At 33.9% G+C, this 18,172-nt stretch carries 17 protein-coding genes; 16 read left to right on the plus strand and 1 reads right to left on the minus strand.

The window, feature by feature from the left end:
- The first annotated feature begins 390 nt into the window (after positions 1-390).
- The 5 genes from IC621_RS16925 to IC621_RS16945 all read left to right on the plus strand — a co-directional run bounded on the left by IC621_RS16925 (position 391) and on the right by IC621_RS16945 (position 5,448).
- Positions 391-1,707, plus strand: coding sequence for a sugar phosphate nucleotidyltransferase (locus IC621_RS16925; RefSeq protein WP_224752608.1), 1,317 nt, complete (start codon positions 391-393; stop codon positions 1,705-1,707).
- A gap of 85 nt (positions 1,708-1,792) precedes the next feature.
- Positions 1,793-2,932, plus strand: coding sequence for a glycosyltransferase family 4 protein (locus IC621_RS16930; RefSeq protein ID WP_191159587.1), 1,140 nt, complete (start codon positions 1,793-1,795; stop codon positions 2,930-2,932).
- A 4-nt stretch (positions 2,933-2,936) separates the two neighbouring features.
- Positions 2,937-3,698 carry a sulfotransferase family 2 domain-containing protein gene (locus IC621_RS16935; protein ID WP_191159589.1) on the plus strand — a complete coding sequence of 254 codons (762 nt, stop codon included), beginning with the start codon at positions 2,937-2,939 and terminating at the stop codon, positions 3,696-3,698.
- A gap of 129 nt (positions 3,699-3,827) precedes the next feature.
- Positions 3,828-4,544, plus strand: coding sequence for a sulfotransferase family 2 domain-containing protein (locus tag IC621_RS16940; protein WP_191159591.1), 717 nt, complete (start codon positions 3,828-3,830; stop codon positions 4,542-4,544).
- 196 nt (positions 4,545-4,740) lie between these two features.
- Positions 4,741-5,448, plus strand: coding sequence for a glycosyltransferase family 2 protein (locus IC621_RS16945; protein WP_191159593.1), 708 nt, complete (start codon positions 4,741-4,743; stop codon positions 5,446-5,448).
- A gap of 150 nt (positions 5,449-5,598) precedes the next feature.
- On the opposite strand, the gene IC621_RS16950 is transcribed toward IC621_RS16945, so the two are convergent.
- The gene (locus IC621_RS16950) at positions 5,599-6,309 is read right to left on the minus strand and encodes a sulfotransferase family 2 domain-containing protein (RefSeq protein ID WP_191159595.1); all 711 of its coding nucleotides are present in this window, start codon (positions 6,307-6,309) and stop codon (positions 5,599-5,601) included.
- Positions 6,310-6,637: 328 nt separating this feature from the next.
- Between IC621_RS16950 and IC621_RS16955 the strand changes: the two genes are divergently transcribed.
- The 11 genes from IC621_RS16955 to IC621_RS17005 all read left to right on the plus strand — a co-directional run bounded on the left by IC621_RS16955 (position 6,638) and on the right by IC621_RS17005 (position 18,167).
- Complete coding sequence (locus tag IC621_RS16955) at positions 6,638-7,309, plus strand: GNAT family N-acetyltransferase (protein ID WP_191159597.1); 672 nt, start codon at positions 6,638-6,640, stop codon at positions 7,307-7,309.
- Positions 7,310-7,734: 425 nt separating this feature from the next.
- Positions 7,735-8,976 (plus strand): surface carbohydrate biosynthesis protein, encoded by a 1,242-nt coding sequence (locus tag IC621_RS16960; RefSeq protein ID WP_224752610.1) that lies wholly within the window; start codon positions 7,735-7,737, stop codon positions 8,974-8,976.
- Between the two features lie 147 nt (positions 8,977-9,123).
- Complete coding sequence (locus tag IC621_RS16965) at positions 9,124-10,128, plus strand: SDR family NAD(P)-dependent oxidoreductase (RefSeq protein ID WP_191159599.1); 1,005 nt, start codon at positions 9,124-9,126, stop codon at positions 10,126-10,128.
- 16 nt (positions 10,129-10,144) lie between these two features.
- Positions 10,145-11,092, plus strand: coding sequence for a dTDP-glucose 4,6-dehydratase (locus tag IC621_RS16970; RefSeq protein WP_191159602.1), 948 nt, complete (start codon positions 10,145-10,147; stop codon positions 11,090-11,092).
- A gap of 15 nt (positions 11,093-11,107) precedes the next feature.
- The gene (pseC, locus tag IC621_RS16975; RefSeq protein ID WP_191159604.1) at positions 11,108-12,316 is read left to right on the plus strand and encodes a UDP-4-amino-4,6-dideoxy-N-acetyl-beta-L-altrosamine transaminase; all 1,209 of its coding nucleotides are present in this window, start codon (positions 11,108-11,110) and stop codon (positions 12,314-12,316) included.
- A gap of 59 nt (positions 12,317-12,375) precedes the next feature.
- Positions 12,376-13,302, plus strand: a complete 927-nt coding sequence (locus tag IC621_RS16980) for an aldo/keto reductase (protein ID WP_191159606.1) — start codon at positions 12,376-12,378, stop codon at positions 13,300-13,302.
- Between the two features lie 60 nt (positions 13,303-13,362).
- Positions 13,363-14,142, plus strand: a complete 780-nt coding sequence (locus tag IC621_RS16985) for a cytidylyltransferase domain-containing protein (RefSeq protein WP_191159608.1) — start codon at positions 13,363-13,365, stop codon at positions 14,140-14,142.
- A gap of 2 nt (positions 14,143-14,144) precedes the next feature.
- Positions 14,145-15,434: an aminotransferase class III-fold pyridoxal phosphate-dependent enzyme gene (locus tag IC621_RS16990; RefSeq protein ID WP_191159610.1), complete on the plus strand. Its 1,290-nt coding sequence runs from the start codon at positions 14,145-14,147 to the stop codon at positions 15,432-15,434.
- 32 nt (positions 15,435-15,466) lie between these two features.
- Positions 15,467-16,543 carry a UDP-2,4-diacetamido-2,4,6-trideoxy-beta-L-altropyranose hydrolase gene (gene pseG, locus IC621_RS16995; protein WP_191159612.1) on the plus strand — a complete coding sequence of 359 codons (1,077 nt, stop codon included), beginning with the start codon at positions 15,467-15,469 and terminating at the stop codon, positions 16,541-16,543.
- A complete protein-coding gene (locus tag IC621_RS17000; protein WP_191159615.1) occupies positions 16,543-17,493 on the plus strand; it encodes an ATP-grasp domain-containing protein in 951 nt (316 codons plus the stop codon). Before pseG ends, IC621_RS17000 begins: the two co-directional genes overlap by 1 nt.
- The gene (locus IC621_RS17005) at positions 17,490-18,167 is read left to right on the plus strand and encodes an HAD family hydrolase (RefSeq protein WP_191159617.1); all 678 of its coding nucleotides are present in this window, start codon (positions 17,490-17,492) and stop codon (positions 18,165-18,167) included. Before IC621_RS17000 ends, IC621_RS17005 begins: the two co-directional genes overlap by 4 nt.
- Positions 18,168-18,172 lie beyond the last annotated feature (5 nt).

The following is an 18,172-nucleotide window of genomic DNA, read 5'->3' on the forward strand; positions in this document are numbered from 1 at the left end:
TCTAATATAGCGAGTCTGTGGATAAATATCAGGTTCCACGGGCTTTTTTTGTTTAAGAAAATGATTTTAGTTTTAAATATCCTTCAAATTCAGCATATCAAGTGATTAGACAAGAATACTTTTCGTTATTTACTTAAACTAATCTTACCAAATGGTAGGCACTGAGCGGTTTATTAAAGCAAGTGCTCATATGTTGTACAGTTTTTAAAACCGGAGATTTGTGACTATCTTGGACTTATAACAATATCTAGTTTAAAGGTTTTCCATCGCAGTATATTTTATTATTTCAAGCCTAATTTACCAGTTATTTAGACGGTTTCACTAGTTCATTTTTTAAATTTTACATAGGTTATATGTATATCGATAATTTGTACGTGGAAGGAGAAACATATGAAGCTTGTTTTGCTTTCAGGAGGCTCTGGAAAAAGATTATGGCCTTTATCGAGTAATTTCCGTCCCAAACAATTCCTTGAAATATTAAAAAATGAAAACAATCAATTAGAATCTATGATTAAACGAGTCTGGAGACAGTTAGATTCGCTTCAATTAACTGACCAAACTTATTTTATAACGAGTGAGTCCCATGGAGAAATTATTAAAAGCCAATTAGGAAAAGAAGTTCCGCTTATTTTGGAACCTCTTCAAAGAGATACCTTTCCCGCTATCACATTAGCTGTAAGTTATTTATATTCTAACCAGCAGGTGGATGTAAATGAGGTTGTATGTATTCTTCCAGTTGATCAATATGTTGATGGACATTTTTTTGAAACCGTCATGAAGATGGAGAATATTTTAGAAAATTCTCATTCGAATATCGCATTAATTGGTGTATCTCCTACCCAACCCTCAGAAAAATACGGATATATAGTTCCTGCAGCAAAGATGGATGCAGAAAACGGCAGTCATTATTATTCTGTTGAACGGTTTACTGAAAAGCCGGGAGTGGAAGAAGCAGAAGAATTGATAAAACAAGGAGCGCTTTGGAATTGCGGAGTTTTTTCGTTTACAATAGGGTATTTTCTTTCATTGATGAAAGAAAAAGGGCTGCCAGCCAGCTTCAAGGAGCTGGTTAAGATTTATGATCAAATACCAAAAATCAGCTTTGACTATGAGGTGGTGGAAAAGGCTGAAAAGATCGTAGTTGTCCCCTATAAGGGGGGATGGAAGGATCTCGGTACCTGGAATTCTTTGACAGAGGAACTTGACAATTTTTTAATTGGGAAAGGGTTTATTAGTGGAGATTCAGAAAATACCCATCTTATAAATGAACTTCCTATTCCTGTAAATGTTCTCGGTATATCTGATGCTGTTATCGCTGCCAGTAGTGATGGCATATTAGTTACTGATAAGAAAGCAAGTATCCGCCTCAAAGATTTCCTTCACCATATAGAAAAAGGTTCATTGGAAGAAACAGAATGGGGGTTGTGCCGTATATTAGAATATTGCAAAAATCCTGAAGGACTTGAAGTAATAACCAAAAGAATAAAAATTTTTGCCGGGAAAACAACCGGCTATCAAAAGAATCATAATCTCAAAAAAATATGGACGATTATTTCTGGAAAAGGTGAATGTTCGATAGATGGAGTTAAATCAATTATTAAGGAAGGAGATATTCTAAAAATACCAGGTAATTCCGGACATGAAATCAAAGGCACTACAAATCTTGAAATAATTGAAATTCAAATTGGAAACCCGGCGGATGAATGAAGATATCACAAAGATCGTTATATCAAGAGATTTAGAGATGATATAAAATTTCAAGAAAACTTGGCAGAAGGGCGATGAATTTTTTATGAAACTAAGAAATCATGCATCCCCCTCTATTGCAATTGATGGACGGGAGATAACCAATAAAGGAACAGGAATTGGAAGGTACACGAAAAACCTGATCATAAACCTTCTTGAACTAGATAAAAGTACGAAATATTACGTCTTAACAAATGGGGAAAAAATTAATTTTGAAAAATACAAGAATCTAACCGTACTATCATCTAAAGCAATGAAGAGAGGGAAGTGGGAAAAGAACTTTGTACCTCAAATGATGAGAAAATACAAAGTTGACCTGTTTCATAACACACGATCAGGCAATACATTTTTTCAAAAAATAGATCACCCCTACATTACAACTGTTCATGATTTAATTCCACTCATATTTCAAGAAGATTTCCCGCAAAAAGTAGTTGACAGATGGAAAAATTCCTTATCCCCTTATCTTCATGGTGCCAAGCATATTATTACGATAAGCCAACAAACAACAAAAGACCTTACAAGATTAACTGGAATCGATAAAGAAAAAATTTCTGTTATTCATCAAGGGATAGACCCACTGAATAAAAGAAAATCCAATGTTCATGCAAAGTTAGTAGTAAAAGAAAATTATGATATTAAACACCCCTATTTTCTTGTGATTGGAAGAAAACAACATTATAAAAATATTTCAGCCTTGCTAAAGGCATACAGCCTATTGCCAGATCCCATAAAAAAACAATACAAACTGGTGATTACAGGGAAGGATGTTGAAAATTACCGAAATCTAATAAAAGAACTTTCACTTCTGGAATATGTAAGGACATTAGGGTATGTTCCTGATAAGTTATTACCGGATTTATATTGTGGCAGTAAACTTTTTGTTTTCCCTTCCCTATATGAGGGATTTGGACTTCCGCCATTGGAAGCAATGGCTTACGGAGTCCCGGTTCTCAGTTCCAATATGAACACAATGAAAGAAATTTTAGGGGATGCGGCCATTTATTTTGACCCCAAAAATCCGCATGATATAGCCGAAAAAATGATCCTAATGCTTAAAAATGATCCTCTTTGTAAAGCGATGAGTGAAAAAGGCTTGAAACAAGCGGAGAAATACTCTTGGAAAAAAACAGCCCGCCAAACGCTGCAAGTGTATGATTCAGTATTACAGATAAAAAGGAGGTAAGGATATGCTGGAAGAGAAAGTTGCAATTTTTGTTCATATCCCAAAAACGGCTGGTTCTACCTTACGAAGAATTCTAAAAAAACAGTATGATCCAAGTGAAATATGTTTTGCAAATAAAGAGGAGATGAAAGAAAAATTAACTAATTTTTCGAAAGAAGAATTAGAAAAATTAAAATGCATAAATGGTCATATCTGCTTTGGAATCCATGAGTATTTATCAAATCGGCCATATGTTTACTACACAATGCTCCGTGATCCAGTAGAACAGGTAATTTCAGAATATTATTATATTCTTCGTAAACCGAATAATATGGCTCATAATAAGGTGAAAAACATGAGTTTTGAAGAATTTATTTATTCAGATGAATTCAAGGGTCACACTTCCAATAGACAAACTTGTTTTATATCGGGCGAACCCAAAAAAGATTTGAGCAAAGCGAAGGAAAATCTAATGAAGCATTTTTCCATAGTTGGGATAACAGAAATGTTTGAAGAGTCTGTATTTTTGATTAATCAGGAATTAGGTTGGAAAAATTTTTCGCTTAAAAAAAATATTAATGTTACAAAAAATCGTCCTACAAGAGACGATATTCCTGAACATGTAATTGAAACTCTCAAGAAAAATAATGAGTTAGATATCGAATTGTATCATTTCGGAAAAGAGCTGTTGGAAAAGAAAATTCAGAACTTAAGCTCTAAATCAAGAAAAGAGATGAATCATTTTGTTAAACAGCAAAGGATAAAAAACAGGAAATTTAAAAACTGATTTCATAATGCAGGAGGTTCTTCTTTATAAAAAATTTATTACGGGACATAATTGTTTTCTTTTACTTTTTTTGTAATTAATCTTTTATTTAATAAGATAAATTTAAATGACATGTAAGGAGAATCAAAAATGTCGGAAAATGATAAGACGCTGATTTACCTCCATATTCCAAAAACAGGAGGGCAAACATTAAAAGCAACTATAAAAAGAAATTATCCAAAAGATAAGACTTGGAGATTTCATAAAGACGGAAAAACGGCGGAATTGATAAGAAAGGCAGACCAGTATATTTGCCTAATCGGGCACAGAAATTTTGGAATACACCGTTATCTCAACAAACCATATACGTATATTACAATGCTTCGAGACCCTATTGATCGTGTCATATCCATCTATTATTATTTGCTCCGAAGTCCAGGCCATAATCTATACGATAAAGTAAAAGATATAAGTTTTGAGGATTTTGTATTAGACGATAAATTTAGAAGGCAGACAGAAAATCTGCAAACGTTGTTCATTTCAGGGAAAAGTTCAAAAGAACTATCAATAGCAAAACATAATCTAAAAAACTATTTTTCTGTCGTAGGGATCATGGAAAGATTTGATGAATCTTTATTCCTTATGAGTCAAGAATTTGGATGGAAAAACATTAACTACAAAAAGAAAAATGTAACGAAAAACCGTCCGGCAAAAGAGGATTTTTCAGAAAAAATTATTGACAAATTAAAGGAAAAAAATGAATTAGATATTGAACTATATGAATATGGAAAAGAACTCTTCGAAGAAAAATTAAAAACTTTACCTGAATCAACTAAGCAAAAGATGAATGATTATTTGCAAAGATAATAAAAAAATAAGTGTTGTGGAAATAATTATAAATAGAGCGATTGTTTAGATTATGATTCACCTTATCTAGTAAGGCTAGGAGAAAACTCATGGGAATGCTAAATCCATGCAGAAGATTAATAGCTGTTTTATTATTCTCAAATACCTAATGGGAATTCGGGAGATTTTTTATTTTAAAAAGGAAGGGGTTAAGAAAATGGTTTCTGTAGTCTGTAGTACAATACGACAAGAAATGTTAGAGAATGTATTTCAAAACTATGAAAGACAAGTTCAGAAAGAAAAAGAGCTTATCATTATTTTAAACAGAAACAGTATGGATATTAGAAAATGGAGAAAAAGAGCGAAAAAGTCAAAAGGAGTAACAGTGTATCAATTACCGGAAAAAACGACTTTGGGTGAATGTTTAAATTACGGGATTGAAAAAGCAAAGTATGATTATATTGCAAAATTTGATGATGATGATTATTATGCGCCTAATTACCTTTTACATGCGTTGGATGCCTTAAAGCAAACGAATGCAGATGTAGTTGGAAAAAAGACTTTATACGTGTACGTGAAAAATTTGAAAACATTGGCAGTTTATAATCCGGGGAGAGAAAATAGGTTCTTAAAAAGCGGGATCATGCTGGGAGGTACATTGTTGTTTAAAAAGCAAATCACTGAAAAGGTAAAGTTCCCTCATAGAAATAGAGGAGAAGATAAAGTTTTTTTAAAACGGTGTAAAAATCTGGGGTTGAAACTATATTCAACCGATAAATGTAATTATGCATACTTGAAAACAGCAACACCAGGGCATCATACATGGCGTATTACGACTGACAGGCTTCTTAAAAAATCTTCAATTGTTTGCAAAACAGACGACTATAAACCTCTCATTGAATGTACGAAATCAGATAGTAAGTGATGGATTACCTCGATTAGATCGATAAGTACTTTTTTCTACTCAAGGGTGTCAGGCACAAGATTAAATCTAATAATCATTAAAAAGAGCTGATTCTAAGGAATATGTTCACCTTTCGGAAAGCTCTTTTTATTATATTCTACAAATTAGATTTCATTTTAGAGAATTAATTTTTTGTTCAAAGAGTTCTTTTGCAAATTGATAAAGTTCCATATCATACAAATTGTTTTTTTCAATTTGTACGATAATATCTTTAGAAATTTCCTTTTTTGTCAATCTGTTTTTTGTAACATTTACTTTTGTATAGTTAATATTGTCCCACCCCAATTCTTCTTTCATTAATACAATAGATTCTTCAAATCTCTCCGTTAAACCGGCGACAAGAAAATGATTTTTTAGGTTATTTTTTGCCTTTTTAAGATCTTCCTCTGAAAGGGACTTCCCGAATTTTTCACCTAAAATATAGTGTGTCTGTAAATTTGTAGTCGAGGGATTATTTTGATATTCTTCTAAACTCATTTTTACAACTTCAGCATGTAATTTATGAGTAGGTATACTTTGAATAAAATAATATTCAGATAATACTCGGTCAACCGGGTCCCTTAACATCGTTACATACCTGGCCTGCCGATCAAAAAATTGATGAACCCCAAATGGCATATGCCCTTGTATACAATCAATTCTCTTTTTTGATAAATTTCTTAGTACATGTTTTAGTACCCTTCTCTCAACATACACATTTACTGATTTTCTTTTCCCATAATTCTTCGTGATAATATTTTTTAATGTTGTTCCACCCGTTTTTGGCATGTGAAGATGGATTAACAGTGGTTCCTCCTTAAAAGGTCGAATTTTAATTACCACTATTTTCAGCTCCAATATGAAAGTCTGCTTCATAACTATTTTATTATGGGAGGGATTGTATCAGTCCTGTTCCTTAATTTCCATATTCATGTTCCACGATAAAACAGTCGAGCTTCAAAAGTCAGTCATACAGGTAAAATGAAAAATTTCTAAATAGGTGAAAATGGCTACGTTTTTTCTTGGTAACCATAAATGATTTTCTTGTGCATAAAATGAAGCAATCAGGTGGTATTTTGCGTACCGTTTAGAAGGAGGCGAGAAGTTGATCGAAGGGATTGGAGGTAAAACAACTATTTAAGAATCATATTGAAATATGGAGGTGTTAAAAATGGCAGTATTTTTACAAGGAAGTAAGGTAGATTTGAGAGTACCAAATGTGGAAGATGATGTGATAAATGGTGACTGGTATGCATGGTTCAATGATGATGAAGTGACGAAATATCTCCATCAAGGCGTATATCCTAATACTCGCCAGAATCAAATAAATTATGTAACAAGTGCATTAGACAGAAAAGATTGGATTATGTTAGCTATCATTGATAAAAAAACAGGTGAAATGTGTGGAGTTGTTACATTAAAAGAGATTGATTTAGTTAACAGAGTAGCGTTTATTTCGATCGTAATGGCAAATAAAATTTATACTCCGGGGGCCCCTTTTGAGGCAATGGCTTTGATGACTGAATACGGTTTCCAAAAATTAAATCTAAATAGAATAGAAGCTGGACAAAACGAAGGATTGTGGCAATGGATCAATCAGTTAACATTGCTTGGGTACAAGATCGAAGGGTTTATGAGACAGCCATTTATTAGATACGGAAAAAAACAGGATGCAATTAGAATGGCGATCTTATCAGAGGAATTTTACACCATTTTAGAAGCAAGAAAAGGAAAATATGTAACAGACGATCTTATAAAGCTACTAAAGCAAAGGAAGACTACGAATCTAATAGAAGAGTTTAAAAGTTTAATTGGAAAATTTTACGATGAACATTATAATTGATCCTTTTACTACTTTCAAACGTGAATTAAGGCTCACAGATTTTTCCCCTAATAAATTAAGTTTAAAACAGCTTTATTGGCAAATATTTCAGGTTTCTACTATGCTTTTTTAATGCGTCTTCGCGGCTTCTGTTCCCGAAAGTCGCATTTTTTCATTTTATCAGCTAAGAAATTTTAAGTAAATTAAAGTATTAACGTGGTAAAGAATGTTATCGTTGTTCAGCTCCAGCGCCTTAACCCGCCTGAGGTCACAAGGCGAGCCTTAGGTTGGACAAGGCTCTCTGAGCTTTTCTTATTCCCCTGAAAACTGTCTTCCGATTGGGAATTTTCCACTAATGCCTGTGTTCCAACTTCTTTATGAAATAAATATAATGAGTTATTAAGATATGATATTTTCGAATATTAGAATAAGAAAGGGTGTCTTTTTTGTCTGAAAAATGGCTTTACTTACCTATGCAAGTCATTACAAGGGAGTTGGATGCGAAATTACTCTTAACCTATTATGCAATTAAACAAAACTACAGTGTAGTTATTGGAAAGCAAAAAAAGTTATATGAAAATGCAGAATCCCTGCCTAAAGGCATCTTTTTATTTAAGGGAAACTCAGGCGGCGGAAATGCCAAAAAATATAAGCCAATTGTAAAAGAATTAGGTCATGCAGCTGTTGAATTGGATGAAGAAGCCTTGTTCTTAGAGGAAGATCGATATTTAAGTAAAAGAACGGATGAAGTGTGTAATAAAGTGCTAGATCAAGTATATTGTTGGGGAAAATCACAAAGGGATTCTCTTATAAAAGCCTATCCTCATTATAAAGACAAATTTCATTTAACTGGACATCCCCGATTTGATTTACTAAAGAAAAAGTTTCGCAGCCTGCACAGTAATGAAGTCGAAAAGATAAAAAAACAATATGGAGATTATATTTTAGTTAATACTAGGTTCGCAAGTTATAATCGAAAGGGTGGTTTTGGGGTCGGTAAGGATGATATGAAGAAGCTTTATGAACACTTTATTAAAATGGTTAAAGAATTAAGCAGGAAATATCCAAAGCTCAATATTGTAGTCCGCCCGCATCCAGCTGAAAATGGCGATAGTTATCGAAAAGAACTAACAAATTGTCATAATGTATTTGTTACTCATGAAGGGGGCGTCGTAAAGTGGATTTTGGCTTCAAAATTAGTCATACACAATGGTTGTACGACAGGGATTGAAGCCATGTTACTAGACAAACCAGTTTTATCCTATATTCCATTTACCTCTGAAGAAGTTGATGAATATTTACCAAATGAAGTAAGTTATAAGGCTTTTACAGTAAAAGAAATATTTTCATACATCGATTCCTTATCTAAAGAAGATTCAGAAGAAAAGCAAAGTATTAAGGGACGAAAAGAAATTCTATCTTATTACTACTCAGCGATGGACGAAAACTATGCCTATAAAAACATTCTCCGTTTATTAAATAAGATTAGTTTTAAGAGTGAAAGCTCCTCAGAAAATGAATTTTTACAAAATAAACCTTTAAGACAAAAAGGTCCAAAACATCTAGAGATGAAAGAAAATGAAATTATCGCTTTTTTAAATAAAATGAGAAAGCTAGATAAAATGGAAAGTGAAATAATGGTGAATAAATTAGCTTTTAATCTATATGAAATTAAGTCTGCCCGATAATTAAACTGAAGTAATCTTCATAACAAAATAGAAGGAAAAAGTAATAATTCATCTATTATTTAAACCTCAATCAATAAATATTCCAACAAAGAGTCTCCCTACTAAATGAATCTAAATGCAAACTTTCTACAGAAAGAAGGATATATGGTGTTCTTTAAAGATAAAAAAATTTTGATCATCGGAGGAACGGGGACAATTGGTCAAAGCTTGCTTAACCATATTCTATTGGACCAGCCACAGGTTGTAAGGATATTTAGCCGGGATGAGTATAAACAATATCAACTGCAAAATAACCTTGGAAATAGAAAGGATCTTCGTTTTTTAATCGGTGATGTTCGTGATTATGATCGTGTATTTAGCGCTATGCAGGATATTGATTACGTTTTTCATGTTGCTGCGATGAAGCATGTTCCAGCTTGTGAATATAACCCTTATGAAGCTGTGCAAACAAATATTAATGGGACTTATAATGTCATCAAAGCTGCGATAGCTCAAGGGGTATCAAAAGTAGTATTTACAAGTTCTGATAAAGCGATATCACCAACAAATACGTATGGTGCAACGAAGCTTACCGCTGAAAGGTTGATTTCAGCTGGTCAATATAGTAAAGGCCGTGAAAAAACAACATTTGCTAGTGTGCGCTTCGGAAATGTAATGGGTTCAAGAGGATCTGTTATCCCATTATTTATTAAACAGATTCAAGACAATAAAAGAATTACAGTAACTGACCTAAAGATGACTCGGTTTATGATGACATTAAGACAGGCGACAACACTTACTATTAAGGCTCTTCAACAATCAAAAGGCGGAGAAGTCTTTGTGTTAAAGATGCCAGTCATTCGGTTGGACGATTTAGTCGCAGTTGTCATAGAAGAAGCCTGTAAAAAATATAAATTAATTGGTGATGAAATTACAATTGAAGAAATCGGCTTAAGACAGGGAGAAAAAATGTATGAGGAATTAATGACTTATGATGAATCAATGTTGGCATGGGAGTTGTCTGATATGTATATTATACCAGGAGTTCATGGAAGGCAAGAAACATATTCAAACGCAACCAAGCCAAAGTACGGAACCTATAGTTCAGAAAGTCAATCTCCTATTTCCATCGAAATGCTTCGTGAGTTAATCTTAGGTGAACACCTTATATAGGATAGGGGGAGTCTAATTGAAAGTCCTTGTCACAGGTGGTGCTGGGTTTATAGGCAGATGGGTTGTTAAACAATTGCTAAAAGATGGTCATCATGTTTGGGTACTGGATGATCTTTCAAACGGAAGTAAAGAAAACTTGGACGAATTTCTAAACCATAAAAGCTTGATGGAGTTCGTTAAAGGAGACATTAAAGACGTCAACCTGCTCGAATCGTTATTTTTAAATGAATTTGACCTCTGTTACCACTTAGGCGCAAGTATCAATGTGCAAGATAGTATCGATAATCCTAAAACGACTTTTGACAATGATACGATTGGTACCTTTCATGTTTTGGAAAAGAGTAAAAAGCACAATGTAAAATTGGTGTTTATGAGTACCTGTATGGTATATGATCGTGCAGCGAGTCCTAGTGGAATTAAGGAAACAGACCCAGTAAAGCCAGCTTCTCCATATGCAGGTGCAAAAATTGCCGCTGAAAATATGGTCTTGTCCTATTATTATGCATATGATCTTCCTACCGTTATTATTCGGCCATTTAATACGTACGGTCCCTATCAAAAAACGGGAGGGGAAGGTGGAGTTGTTGCCATCTTTATAAAAAATATGCTCGATGGTAAACCTCTTCAAATATATGGTGATGGAACGCAAACTCGTGACCTTCTTTATGTCGAGGATTGTGCACGATTTGTTGTGCAAACAGGATATTCCGATCAAGCAAATGGCGAAATAATAAATGCAGGTTTAGGAAGGGATATCTCAATCAATGAATTAGCGAAACTGATTGTTCAAGATGATTCAAGGATTGTTCATGTGGAACATATTCACCCTCAAAGCGAAATACCAAAATTATTATGTAACTATGAAAAAGCGAAAAAATTATTGAATTGGGAACCTCAAGTGAGTTTAGAAGAAGGAATGAAAAGAACGGAAGAATGGATAAAAACATCGAATTACTTTAAGTAAGAGTAAGGGGTATATATGAACAATCAAATGAAATTAGCGATTCACGGCGGAAAACCGGTGAGAGATTCGTTTCTTTCTTATGGAAAACAGTGGATTGATGAACAGGACATCCAAGCAGTTACGGAAGTGTTAAGAGGAGATTACATTACTACAGGACCGCAAGTTGGTAAATTTGAAGAGGCAATAGCGGAATATGTTGGTTCAAAGTATGCTGTTTCATTTGCAAATGGTACGGCCGCATTACACGGAGCCTGCTATGCTGCTGGAATTTCCACTAATGATCAAGTGATAACAACTCCCATGACCTTCGTGGCTAGTGCAAACTGTGTTCTTTATATGGGAGGAATTCCTGTATTTGCAGATATTGACGCAAAAACTTATAATATCAACCCGCAAAAAATTGAAGAATTGATTACAGCTAACACAAAAGCCATCATTCCTGTTGATTTTACAGGTCAACCTGCACAGCTGGATAGGATTATAAAAATTGCTAAAGAAAATAATTTAATTGTTATTGAGGATGCAGCTCATTCATTAGGCGCTAAATATAAAGGGAATAAAATTGGTTCAATCAGTGATATGACAATGTTCAGCTTCCACCCGGTTAAACATTTAACGACTGGAGAAGGTGGAATCATTACGACAAACAATGAAGGTTTCTACAAAAAATTGCTTCAATTTCGTACACATGGGATTACCCGTGATCCAAGGCAATTAATGAAACAAGATGGACCATGGTACTATGAAATGCAGTTTTTAGGATTTAACTATCGGATTACTGATTTTCAAGCAGCTCTAGGTATTAGTCAATTAAATAAACTAGACTTTTTTTTAGAAACACGAAAAAAATATGTAGAAATTTACAATAGCGCTTTTCGAGATCTTCAAGAAATAAATGTTCCATTTCAGGAAGTTCATTCTGATTCGAGCTGGCATTTATATATCATTCGCTTAAACCTGGAAATGTTAAATGGGAACCGAAAACAAATTTACGAAGCTCTTTTAAAAGAAAATATAGGGGTAAATGTACACTATATACCAGTGCATCTGCAGCCATATTATAAACAACTAGGCTATAAAAAGGGGATTTGCCCAGAGGCTGAAAAATTATACGAAGAAATCATCACTCTTCCTTTATTCCCAGCAATGGAGGAAGCGGATGTTCATGATGTGATAAGGGCAGTAAGGAAGGTTATCCATCATTATTCAAAGAAAAAGACTTAGTTTATCACTTCCTTCAATCATCCACCCATAACCTAATTAAAAGGGAGATGGATAATCATTTGAAAAATAACATTTCTAAATTAATCATGGGAACAGCTCAATTAGGACAGAAATATGGAATTGCAAATAAAACGGGTAAGCCTAATAAAAAAGATGCGTTAGACATGATTCATTATGCTGTCTCAAAAGGAATCGCTTCATTTGATACAGCGCCAGAATACGGAGAAAGTGAAAGCTTACTAGGTGAATTTATAAGTAGTCAAGAAGCTTTAAAGAGAAAAATACCAAGGATCATAACAAAAATCCCCTCAGTTCATTTCAATAACAACCCTGCACCTAACGATATTCTTACCTATGTAAAACATATGGTGACAACTTCATTAAATAAATTAAATATCCACGCTATTGATGTCTGTTTATTACACAATCCGGGTGATATGACTTCTTATAATGGAAAAGCAGTTGAGAGTTTAGTCAATTTAAAAAATGAAGGATTGATTAAGAAAATCGGTGTATCTATTTATCACCCAGATGAAGTAAAACAAGTCATTTCCCTTGATTCCTTTGATGTAGTGCAAATACCAATGAATATATTAGATCATCGTTTGATTAATTCCGGGTTATTAATGGAATTAGCAAATCATGAGATGGACATATATGCAAGAAGCGTTTATCTCCAAGGATTACTTTTTTTAGATCCTGAAGATGTACCACAGAATCTAATAAAAACAGCAAAAGAACCTTTAGAGAAGCTTAAAAAATTATCTGTAGAAACACGATTAAGTCCTTCAGAATTATCTATGCTTTTTGTAAGGGATATGCCTGAAGTTAACAACATATTGATTGGCTGTGAAACAAAAAAACAAGTAGAAAGCAATCTCAAATTAATGGCCATTCCAAAGTTAAGCGACGATATTGTAAAACAAATCCGCTTTCTGTTTAAAGATGTATCAGAGGAATTAGTTAATCCAAAAATGTGGATTTAGGCGAAATGCTTAAGGAAGCAGCATAAAAATATTTAGACATAGTAAAGGAGATTTATATAAATGATATTGGCTATCCTTCAAGCCAGGGTTTCTTCCACTCGTTTACCAGGAAAAGTTCTAAAACCCATTTTGGGTTCTCCTATGCTCCTGAAACAAATCGAACGTATAAAACGATCAAAAAAAATCGATAAGTTCATCGTTGCAACGAGTAAAGAGGCTTTAGATAACGACATTGAACAATTATGTAAGGAAAATAATATTACATGTTTTAGAGGAAATCTAATGAATGTACTAGACCGTTTCTATAAAGCAGCTGTAAATTATATTCCAGCAAATATCGTAAGATTAACTGGTGATTGTCCTCTTATTGATCCGGAATTAATTGACAAAGTTATCGCCTTTCATAATAAAGGCAATTATGACTATACAAGTAATACAATTGAACCCACTTATCCTGACGGCTTAGATGTAGAAATCTTTCGTTTTTATTGCTTAGAACATGCATGGAGAGAGGCTGTTCTTCCATCTCACCGCGAACATGTTACACCATTTATCTATGAACAGCCTAATCGTTTTAGAATTGGCAGTTATAAAAATCATAAAGATTTGTCACAGCTCCGCTGGACGGTCGACGAGGAAAGAGATTTTGAACTAGTAACAAAGATTTATGAAGCGCTATATCCATCAAATCCGAACTTTACATCAGAAGAAATACTGACTTTTTTAGATGAAAATCCAAACCTAAAGAATTTGAATAAGGATATAAAACGAAATGAGGGGTTTCAGAAATCAAAGGAAGCTGATTTATTGTTAGGCAAAAAAAATAAAAAGAGGGAATAAGTATGTCAGAACGTTATCAGTGTTCAGAGCAGATGCTGGAGAGGGCGCTAAAAACAATTCCGCTTGGGAGTCAAACATTTAGTAAAAGTAAAACACACTATCCTTATGGGGTCTCTCCGTATTTTTTACAAAAAGGAGCAGGGAGCCATGTTTGGGACGCAGATAATAATGAATACATTGATTTAATTAACAGCCTGGCTGCTGTTACTTTAGGATATAATGATCCAGATGTGACACGGGCTGTTCAAGATCAATTAAAAGAAGGGGTTATTTTCTCCCTCCCACATTCAATTGAGTTCCAGGTTTCTGAAAAGATAGTCAGCATGGTTCCGTGTGCGGAAATGGTACGTTTTGGAAAAAATGGTTCAGATGCAACTTCTGGAGCAATCCGGCTTGCAAGAGCATATACAGGCCGTGATCGCATCGCTGTCTGCGGGTATCATGGATGGCAGGATTGGTACATCGGAAGTACATCCCGAAATAAGGGAGTACCAAAAGTAGTAAGAGATTTGACAGATACATTTATTTATAATGACATCGATTCACTAATGAAAATATTCCAAGACTGGCCTGATCAAGTAGCGGCGGTCATTTTAGAGCCCATGAATGCCACTCAGCCAAAAAATGGCTTTCTGGAAGAAGTGAAAGAACTGACTCATAAAAATGGTGCAATTCTTATCTTTGATGAGACAGTGACTGGGTTTCGATATGCGAATGGGGGTGCTCAAGAGTATTTTGGTGTTACTCCAGACTTGACGTCATTAGGAAAAGGAATGGCTAACGGTTACCCATTGTCAGCGATAGTCGGTTCGGAAAAGATTATGAAGCTTATGGAAGAGATCTTTTTTTCTTTTACTTTTGGAGGAGAAACTCTCTCATTGGCAGCCTCATTAGCGGCTCTGACGAAATATCAAGACCGGCCTGTCATTAATACGCTGAATACACAAGGACAAAAAGTATTGCAAGGGACCCGGAGTTTAATTGAAAAACATAATATTAGGCACATATTATCCATTTCAGGCCATCCTTCCTGGTCCTTTTTGTTATTTAACAACGTAAATCGGTATAGTCAATGGGATATTAAAACATTGTTCTTACAAGAAGTATTTGCTCGGGGGATATTAATGATTGGTACACATAATATGAGCTACTCACATAGTGATGCTGATATCCATAGATTATTAACAGTTTATGATGAAGTTTTTTCTATAATAAAAGCTGCTGTTGATCATGAAAAGCTGGAAAAAATCCTTAAATGTACCCCATTAAAGCCACTTTTTACAATTCGTTAAGCAATACAAATATAAAAAATAGAGTGATTTTCATGAACATTTGTATTAGAGTTGATGCTTCTTTGAAAATTGGAACTGGCCATGTTATGCGGTGTCTAACACTTGCAGATCAATTGAAGCAGACTGATAGCAGCATTTCTTTTATTTGCAGGGAGCATGAAGGCAATTTGAATGACATGATTGAGAGCAAGGGATATAAGGTCTACAGATTACCAAACGATCAAAAGTTAAATGATAACAGCTGGCTTGGGATACCGTGGGAGGTAGATGCAGACCAAACAATGTCGATCATTTCTAAGCAAATCGGTTTCGTTGATTGGCTGATTGTTGACCATTATAAAATCGACATAAAGTGGGAGACAAAATTATATGCAGCAGCAAAAAAGATAATGATTATCGATGATTTAGCTGACAGACAGCATGTATGTGATATTATTTTAGATCAAAACTTTTATCATGACATGGCAGCCCGTTATCAATCATTAATACCAAATGAAACGAAAAGGCTGTTCGGTCCTAAATATGCGTTGCTCAGGCAAGAATTTATCGAAGAAAGAAAAAAGATAAGGTACAGAAAAGGGGAATTACGGCGGATTCTAGTGTTCTTTGGCGGGACAGATCCGACAAATGAAACGGAAAAAGTCCTTGAATGTATAAAAATGTTTAAACGGAAAGACCTACTCTTTGATGTAATTGTTGGCAATACCAATCCCAGAAAAGATCATCTAAAGGTGTTATCAGACAAATTACCAAATAGTAAATTTCATTGCCAAATCAATAACATGGCTGCATTAATGAACAAAGCCGACTTCTCCTTTGGTGCTGGTGGAAGCACTACATGGGAAAGATGTTATCTTGGTCTGCCATCATGTGTAACGATAATTGCGGATAATCAAATTGAAGTGACAAAAGCAATGGAATTACAAGGGTGCATTATTAATCTAGGTAGATCTCAAAATGTAACAACCTATCATTATATGGAACTAATAAATAAGATGACTTCAAAAGACCTTGTTCAAATGAGCGATAATTGTCTGTCATTGATGGAAGGCTGCGGCTCATTCATAATAAGCAATATTATATCATCATATTCAAGTAGGGGGATATAATGGAAGGCTATAACATATTAATTACAAGTATCTCAAAAAAAGTGCCCTTAATTAAAGCAGTAAGAAAAGCAAGTCAAAAACTTGGAAATAAAGGTAAAATTATCGGCGCAGATATCAATCCAAATTGTATAGGGAAATTTTTTGTTGATTCATTTTGGGAAATGCCGTCAATTCATGAAATTAGTATAAATGAATTAACCAACTATTGTGCAAATAACAATATTAAAGCGATTGTTCCTACACGGGATGGTGATCTGCCTTTTTTCGCGAATTATAAAGAAGAACTATTAAACCAAAAGATAAATGTTCATATTTCAGATAAAGAAACGATTGAAGTTTGCTTGGATAAGTTATCCTTTTATTCGAAATTACTTCAATTGAATTATCCTGCCATACCCACTGTAAAAAATATAAATCTGTTAAATAGTTACTACTTTGTTGTAAAGGAACAGTTTGGTGCAGGTTCAAAAAATATTGGGATAAAATTAACAAAAGAGGAAGCTGTAAAAAAATCATTAGAAATGGAAAAACCGATATTCCAGCCTTATATAGAAGGCGAGGAATATAGTATTGATGTATATGTTACCGAAAGGAAACAAACGAAGGGATTAATAGTTCGCAGAAGAGTATTAGTTGAAAACGGTGAGTCACAAATTACTTCAACAGAAAAAAATAACAATGTAGAACAATTATTTTCAAAAATTGCAGAAGACTTAGGATTATATGGTCATGTTGTTTTTCAGGCAATTATAGATCAATATGGCAGGGTACACATCATTGAATGTAACAGTCGATTTGGCGGTGCTTCGACGTTAAGCATCGCTGCAGGACTTGACAGTTTTTATTGGTTTTTCATTGAATCCTCTGGCTTAAATATCGATCATTATAAATTTGAGCGTTGCAGCAATGAAAAAACACAAATTCGCTATGCTGAGGATATGCTATTATGACAGTTTTAGTTTTTGATTTAGATGATACATTGTATGATGAAAAAACGTTTGTTTTTAGCGGTTTCCGTGCAGTATGTGATTATTTAGAAAAAAATTTTGATATTCCAAAGAAAGAAAGTTATCCCTTAATGGTTGAAGATTTAAATGAAAACGGCAGAGGACATATTTTTGATAACACTTTAAAAAAATTTAATATCTATTCTAAATCTATAGTTGAAAAATGTGTAACCATTTATAGAACACATCAACCAACTATTACGATAGATCCTGAAGCAGACAAATGTTTAACAAGGTTCAGTAAGTTTCCAAAATATATCGTGACAGATGGTAATAAAATGGTTCAATATAACAAATTAAAAGCATTAGAATTGTTTAACCGTGTTAAGTTCTGCTTTATTACTCACAGATATGGAATAAAACACGCTAAGCCTTCCCCATATTGCTTTAATAAAATTTGTCATATCGAAAATGTAAAACCTGATCAGGTTGTTTATGTTGGTGATAATCCAAATAAAGATTTTATCGGTATTAAACCACTAGGATTTAAAACTATCCGTTTAAAAAAGGGAAATTATGCTGATATCAATTTATCACCAGCACATGAAGCAAATTATGCGATCCATTCTCTAAATGAATTAACAGAAGCCCTTATAAAAAAGTTGGGTTGTATGTAAGAAGA

The sequence above is a fragment of the Metabacillus arenae genome (assembly GCF_014773385.1).
GTDB classification, from domain to species: Bacteria; Bacillota; Bacilli; order Bacillales; family Bacillaceae; genus Metabacillus_D; species Metabacillus_D arenae.